The organism is Nocardioidaceae bacterium, assembly GCA_018672315.1.
GTDB lineage: Bacteria > Actinomycetota > Actinomycetes > Propionibacteriales > Nocardioidaceae > TYQ2.
In genome coordinates this window covers 882523-896836 of the sequence record CP076053.1, presented here as the reverse complement: position 1 = coordinate 896836, position 14314 = coordinate 882523, and the positions used below count along the sequence as shown (strand labels likewise).

The window sequence follows — 14314 nt, the reverse complement described above, 5'->3', positions numbered from 1 at the left end:
GCGAGAGATCGGGCACGATCTGGTCCCGGCTTGCTGTACGCGGCGTGCAGCGGGGAAGAAGAGCGCCAGAATGGTGCGGCCGGGCACCGCGAGGCTGCCCGCGAGCGAGACCTGTGTCGGGGAAGGGAGGCCGCATGAGCGTGGACCAGTCGACGTCGCCCTCGGCGGACTCCGTCGAGGCTCCTGCGCGACGGCCCGGCGGGTCCCACCGTGCCGCCCGTCGCGGGCCGAGCCCCGTGGTGCTCCTGTCGATCCTCGGCGCCCTGGTCGTCGCGGGCGTCGTCGTGGCCTTCCTGCTCCTCGGCGGGTCCGAGGGCGGGTCCGAGGGCGGGTCCGAGGCCGGCCGGCAGGCCGACCGGACCTCGGACACGGAAGCCGGGCCGCCTGCGGGCTCCGACGGCTCGGACGGCTCGGAGGTGGAGCTGGCCAGTGAGCCGTCCGCCGTCGGGCCCGGTGAGTCGCTGGCCGCCAACCAGCGGCTCGAGCTCGGGGCCACCGAGCGCACCGACCTCGAGGAGGGACGGGTCGACCCTCGGGTGCTCACCCTGCTCGCCCTGCTCGCAGCCGACTACGACATCGATGTCGCCGACTTCTCCGCCCCCGACAGCGAGGACGGGGAACGCACCGCGTACGTCGTGGACATCGACGGCGTCGATGGCCAGCCGGTCGACGCGGCCGCCGGTCGCGACCTCGCTCGCGTGGCGGCCGACCAGTTCGGTGTCTACCGCCCCCAGGACGTCAGCCGCGCCGACGGCGTCATCCGGATCGCGTACGAACCTGCCGACATCGCCGACCTCGACGACCTGCCACCCGTCCCCCTGCCCTGACGCGACGAAGAACCACCACCGGGACCGACCCGCACGGCGTCCCGCCCGCAGCCCCACCGAAGGAGCACCACCGATGACCGACCCCCACCGCCGTCCCGGCCTGCTGCGTCGCCTGGCGCCCCGTGCCGTCGCCCTCGCCGCCGCGGCGCTGGTCGCGACCGCCGTGCCCGCGCTCGCAGCACCCGGGGACGACGAGGCCCTCGTCCGTGCCGGCCACCTCTCGGTCGGCGTCGGCGAGGCCGACGTGTGGATGGTCCCCTTCAGCGGCGGGGACCCGATGGTCCTGCGCGGCATCGCCTACCGCGACGTCACCGACTACGCCCCGGTCGACCCCGGCCAGTACACGGTCTCGGTGCGTCCCGCCGGTGCACGCGCCAACTCGACCCCGATGATCTCCGCGACCGTCGACCTCGGAGCCGGCACCGCCACCAGCGTCTTCGCGGTCGGCGACAAGGACGAGATCCGTGGTCGCGTCTTCACCGACGACCTCTCGGCGCCGCCCCGCGGCGAGGCGAAGGTCCGGCTGATCTCGGCCGCTCACGACGGTCAGTCGATCAACGCGCAGCTCGTCGGCGGTCCCGACCTCGGCGACGACATCCAGGTCGGCGACGCGAGCCCGTACTACGACGTCGAGGCCCGTGACTGGACCGCGAAGCTGGAGGTCTCCGGCGTGCAGGCCGCGAACCTCAGCCGCACCGTCACCGTGCAGGGCGGCGGCGTCTACACCGTGCTGGTGCTCCCCGACGAGGCCGGTGGCCTCCAGCTGAAGGCGATCGCCGACGCCACGGGATCGCAGACCATGCCCGCCCAGGGCACCGGTGTCGACACCGGCGGCGGCGCCCTCGCCCCGGCCGACTCCGCCCAGGGCGTCCCGCTGAGCGGTCTCGGCGCGATCGCGGCCCTGGTGGTGCTCGCCAGCACCGCCGGCACCCTCGCGCTGCGCAGGGAGCGCGCCGACCGCCGTTGAGCGACACCCTGCGCGCGCACGGCAACCTGGCGCGTACGTCCGTGGTGGTCGCCGTGGCGACGCTCGGGTGGGTGCTGTCCGCGTGCGGCGCACCAGGTGCGCGTGACGGCCTCGCCGAGCCCGCGTACGCCGGCCTCGTCGAGCCGCTGGCGGCCCCCGGCGCCGTGGTGGACCGGCCGGCACCCGGGGAGGCGGGCCCGGGTCTGCCCGGGCCGCTCGCCGCACGCACCTGGGACCGGGCGTTGCGCGTCGGGGCGCCCGGGGGCGATCCCGGCGCGCTCACGGTGGCGCCCGCGAGCCCCGAGTCGGACCCTGCACCGGGCACGGCGCGGACGGGGACACCCGACCGGTCGGCCGAACGCACCCGACCGGGCTCGGCCATCTCGCTGCCGACAGGTGTCGGGGAGGACGACTACGGCACCGTCGCCGCTCCCGTCCGGGTCGAGATCCCGCGCGTCGGCATCGAGTCCGACCTCGACGACCTCGGGCTGCAGGGTGACGGCGAGCTGGAAGCTCCTCCGCGGTGGGGAACGGCGGGCTGGTTCGCGGGCGGACCGCGACCGGGGGAGCGTGGCCCGGCGGTGATCGCCGGACATCTCGACTCCCCGTTCGGTGCAGCGGTCTTCGCCTCGCTGCCGCTCCTGGTCCCCGGCGACACCGTCCGCGTGACCGACGCGCTGGGTCGGGCCCACGTCTTCGAGGTCACCCGCGTCGCACGGACGCCGAAGCAGGGTTTCCCGACCCGTGAGGTGTACGGCGCGGTGCCCGGCGCCGAGCTGCGCCTGATCACGTGCACCGGCGCGTACGTGCCGGGGGCGGGGGGCTATCAGGACAACCTGCTGGTGTTCGCCAGACTGGTGCGGTGACGACCCCCGCAGCACCAGCGACGCCGCCCCCACCGACACCACCCACACCCGCGTCGTCCCCTCCGCCGGGCGGGCGCGACCGGCTCCGGGTCGGCCCGCGCCGCGTCGCGGCCGCCACGCTCGCCCTCGCCACGGGTGGCTTCGCGATCGGCACGACGGAGTTCGTCACCCTCGGTCTGCTGCCGGACATCGCAGGCGATGTCGGGGTCTCCATCCCCGCTGCCGGTCACCTGGTCTCGGCGTACGCCCTGGGAGTCGTGGTCGGTGCGCCGGTGCTGGCCGCCGCGTCGGCGCGGATGCCCCGCAAGGGCCTGCTGCTGGCGCTCGTCGCGGTGATCGTGCTGGGCAACCTGGCCACCGTCCTCGCGCCGGCGTACGGCTCGCTCGTCGCGGCGCGGTTCCTCGCCGGACTGCCGCACGGCGCCTTCTTCGGCGTCGCGTCCCTCGTCGCGGCCTCCCTGGTGGCGCCGGAACGGCGCGGCCGCGCGGTGAGCCGGGTGATGCTGGGCATCCCGGTCGCGGTGCTGGTGGGGGTGCCGGCCGGCACGGCGCTCGGTCAGCAGGTCGGCTGGCGCGCCGCGTACGTGGTCGTCGTCGGCCTCGGCCTGCTCACGCTCGCCCTCGTCGCGGCGACCGTGCCACGGGCACCGGGCGACGCCTCGGCGAGCGGTCGCAACGAGCTGACGGCCCTGGCGCGTCCGCAGGTCTGGTACTCGATGCTCATCGGCGCCGTGGGCTTCGGCGGGATGTTCGCGATGTACTCCTACATCGCCCCCACCGTCACGGACCTCGCCGAGCAGCCCGCCACGACCGTCCCGCTGGTCCTGCTGCTGTTCGGCATCGGCTCGACCGTCGGCACCGTCATCAGCGGACCGCTGGTGGATCGCTCGATCGAGCGCAGCGTCGTCGGGGGCCTGGTCTGCGCGGTCGCGGGCCTGGCTGCCTTCGGTGCGCTGGCCGACGGGTTCGTGGCGTTGCTCGTGTTCGGGTTCGCCGTGCAGGTGGCGGCGTCGGTGCTGGTGATCGGGCTGCAGCTGCGGCTCATGGTGGCCGCGGGGTCGGCGCAGAACCTGGGCGCCGCCCTGAACCACGCCTCGATCAACGTGGCCAACGCGCTCGGCGCCTGGATCGGCGGCCTGGTGCTCACGCTCGGGCTGGGCTACCGCGCACCGGCTCTCGCCGGCGCGGCGCTCGGCGTCCTGGGCCTGGGGCTGGCGTACGCGGCCATGCGCGGCCGGGGTGCCGGCCGACGACCTCGGGCAGAGGCGTCCGCGGCCCGGTGAGAGGATGTGGGCCGTGTCAGAGCAGCCCGCGCAGTCCCCGTCGTCGTCGCGTCAGAGCCCGACCAGCCGTCCCCGGGTGCTGTCGGGCATCCAGCCGACCAGCGACTCCTTCCACCTCGGCAACTACCTCGGCGCGGTGGTGCAGTGGGTGGCGCTGCAGGAGGACCACGAGCCGTTCTTCTTCATCGCCGACCTGCACGCGATCACCGTCGAGCAGGACCCGAAGCTGCTGCGGGAGCGTACGCGCCGGTCGGCGGCCCAGCTGATCGCGGCCGGCGTCGACCCGGAGCGCTCGGCGATCTTCGTGCAGTCGCAGGTGCCGGCGCACGCCCAGGCGGCCTGGGTGCTGCAGTGCCTCACCGGGTTCGGCGAGGCGCGGCGCATGACGCAGTTCAAGGACAAGTCGGCGAAGGGCGGGGAGGGAGCGGCGTCGGTGGGGCTGTTCACCTACCCGGTGCTGCAGGCCGCGGACATCCTGCTCTACCGGCCCGCGTACGTGCCCGTCGGTGAGGACCAGCGCCAGCACCTGGAGCTGACCCGCGACCTCGCGCAGCGCTTCAACGGGCGCTACAAGAAGACCTTCCGGGTCCCCGAGCCCTACATCCTGGAGTCGACGGCCAAGATCTTCGACCTGCAGGAGCCCACCCGCAAGATGTCGAAGTCGGCCACCTCGCCCGCCGGCACCATCAACCTGCTCGACGAGCCGCGTGCCACCGCCAAGAAGGTCCGCTCGGCGGTGACGGACTCCGAGACCGAGGTGCGCTTCGACGTCGAGGCCAAGCCGGGCGTCTCGAACCTGCTCACGATCTTCAGCACCCTCACCGGGCGCAGCACCGAGGAGCTCGAGCAGGCGTACGCGGGCCGCGGCTACGGCGACCTCAAGGGCGACCTCGCCGACGTGGTCGTCGACGTCGTGACCCCGTTCCGCGACCGCGTCACCGAGCTGCTGGAGGAGCGTGCACAGCTCGACGACGTGCTCGCCGCCGGAGCGGACCGGGCGGAGGCCGTCGCGTCACGCACGCTGGCCGATGTCATGGACCGGGTCGGGTTCCTGCCGCGCGTGCCGGGCAGCCGCTGAGGTGCTGAGGCTCGGCGTCGCTGTCGAGGTGCCCGAGCCGTGGGCGTCGCGCGTGCAGGGGTACCGCTGCGCGCTCGGCGACGACGCGGCCGGCGTGCCGACGCACATCACCCTGGTGCCGCCCACCGACCTCGACGACCGCCCCGGCGTCGTCGAGTCCGTCGTCGCCACCCTGACCGAGGCCGCGACGGGGTGCCCGCCGTTCTCGGTGCGCCTGCGGGGCAGCGACAGCTTCCGGCCGGTCTCGCCCGTGGCGTACGTGGTGGTCGCGGACGGCGCGGGCTGCCTGGGGCGCCTCGCGAGCTCCTCGCGCACGGGTCCCCTCGACAGTCCCGCGGCGTTCCCCTTCCACCCCCACGTCACGCTCGCCCACGGCGTGGCGGAGGCCGACCTGGACCGCGCCGTGGCGGACCACGCCGACGTGGACCTCCGCTTCACCGTCGAGGCGATGACGCTCTACCGGCACGACGGCGCCGCGTGGGAGCCCTGGCGCCGGTTCCCGCTGACGGGCTGACGCCGGCAGGCGGTGCGGAGACGGCGACGGCCCCGGACCAGCAGGTCCGGGGCCGTCGTGATGCGCCGATCGCGGGGCGTGCGAGGGCGGTCTGCGGTGCTGCTCAGACGTGACGCAGCGCGGTGCGGAGGTCCTTGTTGAGCTGGCTGATGACGTCCAGCGGGATCTCCTTGGGGCAGGCGGAGGCGCACTCGCCGATGTTGGTGCAACCGCCGAACCCGGCCTCGTCGTGGGCGGCGACCATGCCGATGACCCGCTCGTGACGCTCGGCCTGGCCCTGCGGCAGCTCACCCAGGTGGGTGATCTTCGCGCCGAGGAACAGCGAGGCCGAGGCGTTCGGGCACGCGGCCACGCAGGCACCGCAGCCGATGCAGGTCGCGGTGTCGAAGGCCCGGTCGGCGTGCTCCTTGCGCACCGGCATCGCGTGCGCGTCCGGTGCGGCGCCGGTGTTGACCGAGACGTAGCCGCCGGCCTGGATCATCGCGTCGAACGCCGAGCGGTCCACGACCAGGTCCTTGACCACCGGGAACGCCGCGGCCCGCCAGGGCTCGATGGTGATCGTCTCGCCGTCCTTGAACGTGCGCATGTGCAGCTGGCACGTCGTCGTGCGCTCGGGGCCGTGGGGGAGACCGTTGATCATGAGCCCGCACGAGCCGCAGATGCCCTCGCGGCAGTCGTGCTCGAACTCGACGGGCTCCTCGTCCTGCTCGATGAGCTGCTCGTTGAGCACGTCGAGCATCTCCAGGAACGACATGTCCTCGGTGACGTCGTCGAGGTGGTAGTCCTTCAGGCCGCCCTGCGCCTCGCGCGAGGCCTGGCGCCAGATCTTGAGGTTGACCTTCACTTGTAGCTCCGGTTCTTCATCTCGATGTTGTGGTACTCGAGGTCCTCCATGTGGAGGACGGGCTGCTCGCCGTCGCCGGTGAACTCCCAGGCCGCGACGTAGGCGTAGTCGTCGTCGTGACGCAGCGCCTCGCCCTCCTCGGTCTGGCTCTCGGCACGGAAGTGGCCGCCGCAGGACTCCGAGCGGTTGAGGGCGTCGATGCACATGAGCTCGCCCAGCTCCAGGAAGTCGGCCACCCGGCCGGCCTTCTCCAGTGACTGGTTGAGAGTGTCGGCGGCGCCGAGCACCTTCACGTTGCGCCAGAAGTCCTGGCGCAGGTCGCGGATGGCGCTGATGGCCTTGTTGAGGCCCTCCTCGCTGCGCTCCATGCCGCAGTAGTCCCACATGATCTGGCCGAGCTCCTTGTGGTAGCTGTCGACCGTGCGCTTGCCGTTGATCGAGAGGAACTTGTCGATGCGGGCCCGCACCGACTCGCGGGCCTCGACCACGGCGGGATGGTTCTCGTCGAGCTTCTCGAACGGTCCGTCGGCGAGGTAGTGGCGGATGGTGTTCGGCAGCACGAAGTAGCCGTCAGCGAGACCCTGCATGAGCGCCGAGGCGCCCAGACGGTTCGCTCCGTGGTCGGAGAAGTTCGCCTCGCCGGCGACGAAGAGCCCCTCGAGGTTGGAGTGCAGGTCGTAGTCGACCCACAGTCCGCCCATCACGTAGTGCACGGCGGGGTAGATCCGCATCGGGACCTCGTACGGGTTCTCACCCGTGATCCGCTCGTACATGTCGAAGAGGTTGCCGTACTTCGCCTCGACGGCCTCCCGGCCCAGACGCTCGATCGCGGAGGCGAAGTCGAGGTAGACGCCGAGGCCGGTCTTGCCGACGCCCTTGCCCGCGTCGCACTGGTACTTCGCGGCGCGCGAGGCGATGTCGCGGGGCACCAGGTTGCCGAAGGAGGGGTAGATGCGCTCCAGGTAGTAGTCGCGCTCGTCCTCGGGGATGTCGCGCGGGTCCTTGTCGGCGTCCTCGGCGTTCTTCGGCACCCAGATGCGGCCGTCGTTGCGCAGCGACTCGCTCATCAGGGTGAGCTTGGACTGGTAGGACCCGGAGACCGGGATGCAGGTCGGGTGGATCTGCGTGTAGCAGGGGTTCGCCATGTACGCGCCCTTGCGGTGCGCCCGCCAGGAGGCGGTGACGTTGCAGCCCATCGCGTTCGTCGAGAGGTAGAAGACGTTGCCGTAGCCGCCGGAGGCGAGCACGACCACGTCGGCGAGGTGGGTCTCGATCTCACCGGTGACGAGGTCGCGGGCGATGATGCCGCGCGCCTTTCCCTCGACGGTGATCAGCTCGAGCATCTCGTGCTTGGTGAACGTCTCCACCGTGCCGGCGGCGACCTGACGCTCGAGCGCCTGGTAGGCGCCGATCAGCAGCTGCTGACCTGTCTGGCCGCGGGCGTAGAAGGTGCGCTGCACCTGCACGCCGCCGAAGGAGCGGTTGTCGAGCAAGCCGCCGTACTCGCGGGCGAAGGGCACGCCCTGCGCGACGCACTGGTCGATGATGTTCGCGCTGACCTCGGCCAGGCGGTAGACGTTGGACTCGCGGCTGCGGTAGTCGCCGCCCTTCACGGTGTCGTAGAAGAGGCGGTAGACCGAGTCGCCGTCCTCCTTGTAGTTCTTCGCGGCGTTGATGCCGCCCTGGGCGGCGATCGAGTGGGCACGACGCGGGGAGTCCTGGTAGCAGAACGACTTCACGTTGAAGCCCGCCTCGCCCAGCGTCGCCGCGGCCGCGCCACCGGCCAGGCCGGTGCCGACGATGATCACGTCGAGCTTGCGGCGGTTGGCGGGGGCGACGAGCTGCGCGTCGAACTTGCGCTGGGTCCACTGCCGCTCGATGGGGACGTCGGGCGCCTTGGTGTCCGCGATGGGATGCCCGTGGCGGAAGTAGTCCGCGGCGTCGCCGGTCCCGGGGCTGGTCTCGCCCGGGCTCAGGTTCTGGGTGTTCTGGGTCATCAGCTCAACCTCACTCGACGATGCCGACAAGGACGGACAGGGGGATGATCGCGAAGCCGCCGGCGATGACGACGGCGAGCACGAGTCCGGCGGCGCTGGCGCGGGCCTGCGCGGCCGGGGTGGTGGTGAGCCCCATGGTCTGGAGGGCGCTGTAGGTGCCGTGACGCAGGTGCATGCCCAGCGCCACCTGGGCGGCCAGGTAGATCACGGCGATGTACCAGTACTCGGGCTGGAAGCCCGCGACGAGACGCTGGTAGATCGACTCCTCGGGGCCCGGTCCGACGGTCTTCGTCGTCAGGTGGAGGATGTGGAACACGATGTAGAGGAGCAGGGCCGTGCCACCCCAGCGCATCGTGCGCGAGGAGAGGGTGGAGGTCGTGGCCTTCTTCATCGAGTACTTCACGTTGCGGGCACCGGAGGCGCGGGCCCACAGGGTGTACGCGGCGTAGACGTGGCCGATGATCGCGGCGATGAGGACGACACGCACGATCCACAGGAAGCCCGCGTACGGCAGCAGCGGCTCACCGAAGGTGCGCAGGAACTCGGCGTAGGAGTCGAACTTCTCCTGGCCCTGGAACACCTTCAGGTTGCCGAACATGTGCGCCGCCACGTAGGCGATGAAGATGGCGCCGGTCACGGCCATGAGGAGCTTCAGGGCGATAGTGCTGCGCCGCGCCTTCGCGGCTTCCAACGTCGTCGTCACGACCCCACGGTACCCACTCGTCCTGCCCGGGTGCGTACGACTGTGACGTGCTTATCCCCAGGCGCCTCTCAGGCTTGGTTCAGACGCGATGCAGGTCACCTGCCCTGGCAGGGGGGTCGGCGGCCCTTCTAGGGTGCGGCCATGAGCTCAGCACCGCAGGACGAGGGCCCGCTGCGGCTCGCCGTGGAGGACGCGGGCGACCGCAGCGCCTGGGAGGCCGCGGCCGCGGGCGTGCTGCGCAAGTCCCGCCGCATGACCGAGGACGACCCCGACGCCGACGTCTGGGCGGTGCTGACGCGCACGACGCTGGACGGCATCGAGGTCACCCCGCTCGGCCTGCCGACCGACACCGAGGAGCTGAGCACCGAGGTGCCCGGCGAGGCTCCGTTCACCCGCGGCGCGCCCGAGTCGCTGGTCGTCTCGGCCGCGGTCGAGGCGGGGGAGGTGCGCGGCTGGGATCTCCGTACGCCGGTCTTCGCGACTGACGCCGCCGCCGCCCACGAGGACGCGCTCGCCGACCTGGAGAACGGTGCGACGTCGCTGTGGATCCCGCTCGTCGAGGGCGGCCTCGACGCCGGCCACCTGGACGTCCTGCTCGCCGACGTGCTGCTCGATCTGGCGCCCGTGGTGCTCGAGGCCCCCAGGGACCCGCTCGGTGCGGCGCACGCGCTGTGCTCGGTGCTCGACGAGCGCGGCACAGACCCGCACCCCGACACCAACCTGGGCGGGGACCCGCTGGGTCAGCTGCTGCGCCGGGTGGCGCTCGGCGAGGACGCTCCGGCCGACGAGGGCGCCGCCGACCTCGTCGACGAGCTGGCGGCACTCGCCCGGGCTCGCAGCATCCGCGCGGTCGTCGTGGACGCGACCGCTGCGCACGACCTCGGCGCCTCCGACGCGCAGGAGATCGGCTGGAGCCTGGCGGCGGGTGCTGCCTACCTGCGGCTGTTGACCGAGCACGCGGAGGTGACGGTCACGCAGGCCGCGGACCTGATCGACTTCCGCTACGCCGCCACCGACGACCAGTTCGCCACGATCGCGAAGCTCAGGGCGGCCCGGCGGGCGTGGGCGCGGGTCTGCGAGGCCTCCGGGGTCGAGGACGGTTCCGCAGGGCAGCGGCAGCACGCGGTGACCTCGCGGCCGATGATGACGCGGTACGACCCGTACGTGAACATGCTCCGCACCACCGTCGCGGCCTTCGCCGCCGGAGCCGGCGGCGCCCAGGCCGTCACGGCCCTGCCGTTCGACGCCCCGCTGGGCGTGCCGGGTGAGCTGGGTCGCCGCGTCGCCCGCAACATCTCGCACCTGTTGATCCACGAGTCCCACGTCGGCGCGGTCGCGGACCCCGCCGGTGGGGCGTACGCCGTGGAGCGGCTGACCGGAGACCTCACGCAGGCCGCCTGGGCCGAGCTGGGGCGCATCGAGTCGGCGGGCGGCGCTGCCGCCGCGGTCGCGGAGGGGTCGTTCGTCGGCCGGGTCCGCGAGGTCGCGGCGGAGCGTGAGAGGCAGGTCGCGCACCGTACGCGTCCGCTGACCGGGGTGAGCGAGTTCCCGAACCTCGCCGAGGAGCTGCCGGACCGACCGGCGTGGCCGGACGGCGCCCTGGCGGTGCGCTCCTACGCCGCGGCGTACGAGGAGATGCGCGACGCCCCGGCACCGCAGCCGGCGTTCCTGGCCACGATGGGCACGCTGGCCCAGCACACGGCGCGGGTCACCTTCGCCGCCAACCTGCTGGCCGCCGGCGGGGTCGACACCGTCTCGGGCGGCCCGAGCGAGGGTGTCGACGACGTGGTCGCGGCATGGCGCGAGCAGGGCGAGAGCCCGGTCGCGGTGCTGTGCGGGCCCGACCCGATCTACGCCGAGTGGGGTGCGCCGCTGGTGGCGGCGCTGAAGGAGGCCGGCTGCGCGTACGTCTGCGTCGCCGGCAAGCCGCGCGAGCTGGAGGTCGACGACCACTGTGCGGTCGGCATCGACGCGGTCGCCTTCCTGGGCCGTGTCCGCGAGCAGCTGGGCGAGACCTCAGAGGAGCAGTCATGAGTGGTCAGGGCATTCCCGAGAACTTCGCCGACGTCCCGCTGGAGGGTGACGGCTGGTCGATGTCGTGGGGCAGTGAGCCGCAGCGCGAAGCGTGGACCTCCCCCGAGGGCATCGCGGTCAAGCCGTTCTACACCGCCGACGACCTCGAGGGGCTCGACGCCCTGGACACCTGGCCCGGTCTCGCGCCGTTCCTGCGCGGGCCCTACTCCACGATGTACGCCTCGCAGCCGTGGACGGTGCGGCAGTACGCCGGCTTCTCCACCGCCGAGGAGTCCAACGCGTTCTACCGCCGCAACCTCAAGGCCGGCCAGAAGGGGCTCTCGGTCGCCTTCGACCTCGCCACCCACCGCGGCTACGACTCCGACCACCCCCGCGTGCGGGGCGACGTCGGCATGGCCGGTGTGGCGATCGACTCGATCTACGACACCCGCACGCTGTTCGAGGGCATCCCGCTGGACCAGATGTCGGTGTCGATGACGATGAACGGCGCGGTGCTGCCGGTGATGGCGCTCTACGTCGCCGCAGCCGAGGAACAGGGGGTGAAGCCGAACCAGCTGGCCGGGACCATCCAGAACGACATCCTCAAGGAGTTCATGGTCCGCAACACCTACATCTACCCGCCGCAGCCCTCGATGCGTATCATCAGCGACATCTTCAGCTACACCGCCACCGAGATGCCGCGGTTCAACTCGATCTCGATCTCCGGCTACCACATGCAGGAGGCCGGGGCGACCGCCGACCTGGAGCTGGCGTACACGTTGGCCGACGGCGTGGAGTACATCCGCGCCGGCCTCGACGCGGGCCTCGACATCGACGCCTTCGCCCCGCGGCTGTCGTTCTTCTGGGCGATCGGGATGAACTTCTTCACCGAGATCGCGAAGCTGCGTGCCGCCCGCGCGCTGTGGAGCCGACTGGTCGGCCAGTTCGACCCGAAGAACCCGAAGTCGCTGTCGCTGCGCACGCACTCCCAGACCTCGGGCTGGTCGCTCACCGCCCAGGACGTCTTCAACAACGTCGGGCGGACGTGCATCGAGGCGATGGCCGCGACCCAGGGCCACACCCAGAGCCTGCACACCAACGCGCTCGACGAGGCGATCGCGCTGCCCACCGACTTCAGCGCCCGCATCGCCCGCAACACCCAGCTCCTGCTGCAGCAGGAGTCCGGCACGACCGGCACGATCGACCCGTGGGGCGGCTCGTACTACGTCGAGCGGCTCACCCACGAGCTCGCCGAGAAGGCGTGGAAGCACATCCGTGAGGCCGAGGACGCCGGCGGTATGGCGAAGGCGATCGAGCAGGGCATCCCGAAGATGCGCATCGAGGAGGCCGCGGCGCGTACGCAGGCCAAGATCGACTCCGGGGCGCAGAAGCTGATCGGCGTGAACACCTTCCGACCCAGCGAGGTCGACGACCTCGACGTGCTCCGCGTCGACAATGACGAGGTGTACCGCGCCCAGGTCGCGAAGCTCGAGCGGCTGCGCGAGGAGCGGGACGCGGGCGACGTCGAGGCGGCGCTCGAGAAGCTGACGAACGCCGCCGAGCGCGGCGGTGACAAGGGGGGCCAGGGGCTGGACGGCAACCTGCTGGCCCTGTCCATCGAGGCCGCACGCCACAAGGCGACCGTCGGCGAGATCTCCGATGCGCTCGAGAAGGTGTACGGCCGCCACCGCGCGACGATCCGTACGATCTCGGGCGTGTACCGCTCCGAGGCCGGCTCGTCGCAGGGTGTCGCCGACGTGGTCGCCGCGACCGAGCGCTTCGAGGAGGCCGAGGGTCGCCGTCCCCGCATCCTGGTCGCGAAGATGGGCCAGGACGGCCACGACCGCGGCCAGAAGGTCGTCGTCACCGCGTTCGCCGACATGGGCTTCGACGTCGACGTCGGCCCGCTGTTCTCCACGCCGGAGGAGGTCGCCCAGCAGGCCGTCGACGCCGACGTGCACATCGTGGGCGTCTCCTCCCTGGCGGCCGGCCATCTCTCGCTCGTGCCGGCACTCAAGCAGGCGCTGGCCGACCAGGGAGCTCCCGAGGTGATGGTCGTCGTCGGGGGCGTGATCCCGCCCGACGACGTGCCGACGCTGAGGGAGATGGGTGCCGCAGCGGTGTTCCTGCCCGGCGCCGTGATCGCGGAGTCGGCGCTGGACCTGCTCGGCAAGCTGGCCGAGCAACTCGGTCACGAGGGCGTCGCGGGCGCCTCCGGGACGGCATGAGCGTGGACGTGGATGCCCTCGTCGAGGGCGTCCGCGCCGGCAAGCGCGCGGCGGTGTCGCGGTCGATCACGCTGGTCGAGTCCTCCCGTGCCGACCACCGGGCCGCGGCTCGGGAGCTGCTCACCGAGTTGACGCCCCAGACCGGCGGCGCGGTGCGTCTCGGCATCTCCGGCGTGCCGGGGGTCGGCAAGTCGACGTTCATCGAGGCACTCGGCGGACACCTCACCGGCCAGGGCAAGAAGGTCGGCGTGCTCGCGGTGGATCCGAGCTCGGTGCGTACGGGCGGCTCGGTGCTCGGCGACAAGACCCGCATGCCGGACCTGTCGGTCGATCCGCACGCCTACATCCGTCCGTCGCCGACCGCCGGCACGCTCGGCGGGGTGGCGCGGGCGACGACCCAGGCGATGATGGTGCTCGAGGCTGCCGGCTACGACTGCGTGCTGGTCGAGACCGTCGGCGTCGGGCAGTCCGAGGTGACCGTCGCCGGCATGGTCGACACGTTCCTCTTCCTGACCCTGGCCCGCACCGGTGACCAGCTGCAGGGCATCAAGAAGGGCATCCTCGAGATCGCCGACGTCATCACGGTCAACAAGGCCGACGGGCCGGGGGAGCAGTCGGCCCGCGAGGCGGCTCGTGATCTGGCGGGGGCGATCCGGCTGGTGCACGGGAAAGCCGTCGACGGCCAGTGGGTGCCGCCTGTGCTGACGTGCTCGGCCCTGGAGCACACCGGCATCGACGAGGTCTGGCGGCACGTCGTCGCCCACCGCGAATCGATGGGCGAGGACGGGCTGGCGGACAAGCGCGCGGAGCAGCAGCTGGACTTCACCTGGTCGCTCGTGCGCGACGAGCTCGACCAGCGGCTCAAACGCAGCGAGGGTGTGAAGGCGGTGCGCGAGGACGTACGCGCCGCGGTGCTCTCCGGTGAGCTCGCGGCGCCTCTGGCGGCCGACCGGCTGCTCGCGGCGTACGACGGCACCCAGGCGTGAGCGGCTGG

12 protein-coding genes are annotated in these 14314 nt (G+C 72.2%); 9 read left to right on the top strand and 3 right to left on the bottom strand.

What is annotated here, in order from left to right; translation table 11 throughout:
- The first annotated feature begins 134 nt into the window (after nt 1–134).
- The 6 genes from KLP28_04210 to KLP28_04185 all read left to right on the top strand — a co-directional run bounded on the left by KLP28_04210 (nt 135) and on the right by KLP28_04185 (nt 5535).
- The gene (locus tag KLP28_04210; protein QWC85945.1) at nt 135–827 is read left to right on the top strand and encodes a hypothetical protein; all 693 of its coding nucleotides are present in this window, start codon (nt 135–137) and stop codon (nt 825–827) included.
- 73 nt (nt 828–900) lie between these two features.
- Nucleotides 901–1794: a DUF4397 domain-containing protein gene (locus tag KLP28_04205; GenBank protein QWC85944.1), complete on the top strand. Its 894-nt coding sequence runs from the start codon at nt 901–903 to the stop codon at nt 1792–1794.
- Nucleotides 1791–2660, top strand: coding sequence for a sortase (locus tag KLP28_04200; GenBank protein QWC85943.1), 870 nt, complete (start codon nt 1791–1793; stop codon nt 2658–2660). The genes KLP28_04205 and KLP28_04200 overlap by 4 nt, the downstream gene beginning before the upstream one ends.
- Nucleotides 2657–3943, top strand: coding sequence for an MFS transporter (locus tag KLP28_04195; protein QWC85942.1), 1287 nt, complete (start codon nt 2657–2659; stop codon nt 3941–3943). Before KLP28_04200 ends, KLP28_04195 begins: the two co-directional genes overlap by 4 nt.
- 4 nt (nt 3944–3947) lie before the next feature.
- Nucleotides 3948–5021 carry a tryptophan--tRNA ligase gene (gene trpS / locus KLP28_04190; GenBank protein ID QWC85941.1) on the top strand — a complete coding sequence of 358 codons (1074 nt, stop codon included), beginning with the start codon at nt 3948–3950 and terminating at the stop codon, nt 5019–5021.
- Nucleotide 5022: 1 nt separating this feature from the next.
- The gene (locus tag KLP28_04185) at nt 5023–5535 is read left to right on the top strand and encodes a 2'-5' RNA ligase family protein (protein QWC85940.1); all 513 of its coding nucleotides are present in this window, start codon (nt 5023–5025) and stop codon (nt 5533–5535) included.
- Nucleotides 5536–5638: 103 nt separating this feature from the next.
- On the opposite strand, the gene KLP28_04180 is transcribed toward KLP28_04185, so the two are convergent.
- The 3 genes from KLP28_04180 to KLP28_04170 are packed head-to-tail and all read right to left on the bottom strand — an operon-like array spanning nt 5639 to nt 9019.
- Nucleotides 5639–6379 carry a succinate dehydrogenase/fumarate reductase iron-sulfur subunit gene (locus KLP28_04180; GenBank protein QWC85939.1) on the bottom strand — a complete coding sequence of 247 codons (741 nt, stop codon included), beginning with the start codon at nt 6377–6379 and terminating at the stop codon, nt 5639–5641.
- Nucleotides 6376–8376: a fumarate reductase/succinate dehydrogenase flavoprotein subunit gene (locus KLP28_04175; GenBank protein ID QWC85938.1), complete on the bottom strand. Its 2001-nt coding sequence runs from the start codon at nt 8374–8376 to the stop codon at nt 6376–6378. The genes KLP28_04180 and KLP28_04175 overlap by 4 nt, the downstream gene beginning before the upstream one ends.
- 10 nt (nt 8377–8386) lie before the next feature.
- Nucleotides 8387–9019: a succinate dehydrogenase cytochrome b subunit gene (locus KLP28_04170; protein ID QWC86792.1), complete on the bottom strand. Its 633-nt coding sequence runs from the start codon at nt 9017–9019 to the stop codon at nt 8387–8389.
- A 201-nt stretch (nt 9020–9220) separates the two neighbouring features.
- Here KLP28_04170 and KLP28_04165 point away from each other — a divergent pair, with 201 nt between their 5' ends.
- Genes KLP28_04165 through meaB form a run of 3 tightly spaced genes read left to right on the top strand, consistent with a single transcriptional unit; the run spans nt 9221 to nt 14306 of the window.
- The gene (locus tag KLP28_04165) at nt 9221–11113 is read left to right on the top strand and encodes a methylmalonyl-CoA mutase (protein ID QWC85937.1); all 1893 of its coding nucleotides are present in this window, start codon (nt 9221–9223) and stop codon (nt 11111–11113) included.
- Nucleotides 11110–13320, top strand: a complete 2211-nt coding sequence (gene scpA / locus KLP28_04160) for a methylmalonyl-CoA mutase (GenBank protein QWC85936.1) — start codon at nt 11110–11112, stop codon at nt 13318–13320. The genes KLP28_04165 and scpA overlap by 4 nt, the downstream gene beginning before the upstream one ends.
- A complete protein-coding gene (gene meaB, locus KLP28_04155) occupies nt 13317–14306 on the top strand; it encodes a methylmalonyl Co-A mutase-associated GTPase MeaB (protein ID QWC85935.1) in 990 nt (329 codons plus the stop codon). Before scpA ends, meaB begins: the two co-directional genes overlap by 4 nt.
- Nucleotides 14307–14314: the final 8 nt, after the last annotated feature.

Coding starts and splice junctions, on each gene's coding strand:
- KLP28_04210 (QWC85945.1), top strand. CDS start 135: ATGAGCGTGGACCAGTCGACGTCGCCCTCGGCGGACTCCGTCGAGGCT.
- KLP28_04205 (QWC85944.1), top strand. CDS start 901: ATGACCGACCCCCACCGCCGTCCCGGCCTGCTGCGTCGCCTGGCGCCC.
- trpS (QWC85941.1), top strand. CDS start 3,948: ATGTGGGCCGTGTCAGAGCAGCCCGCGCAGTCCCCGTCGTCGTCGCGT.
- KLP28_04175 (QWC85938.1), bottom strand. CDS start 8,376: ATGACCCAGAACACCCAGAACCTGAGCCCGGGCGAGACCAGCCCCGGG.
- KLP28_04170 (QWC86792.1), bottom strand. CDS start 9,019: ATGGCCGTGACCGGCGCCATCTTCATCGCCTACGTGGCGGCGCACATG.
- KLP28_04165 (QWC85937.1), top strand. CDS start 9,221: ATGAGCTCAGCACCGCAGGACGAGGGCCCGCTGCGGCTCGCCGTGGAG.
- scpA (QWC85936.1), top strand. CDS start 11,110: ATGAGTGGTCAGGGCATTCCCGAGAACTTCGCCGACGTCCCGCTGGAG.
- meaB (QWC85935.1), top strand. CDS start 13,317: ATGAGCGTGGACGTGGATGCCCTCGTCGAGGGCGTCCGCGCCGGCAAG.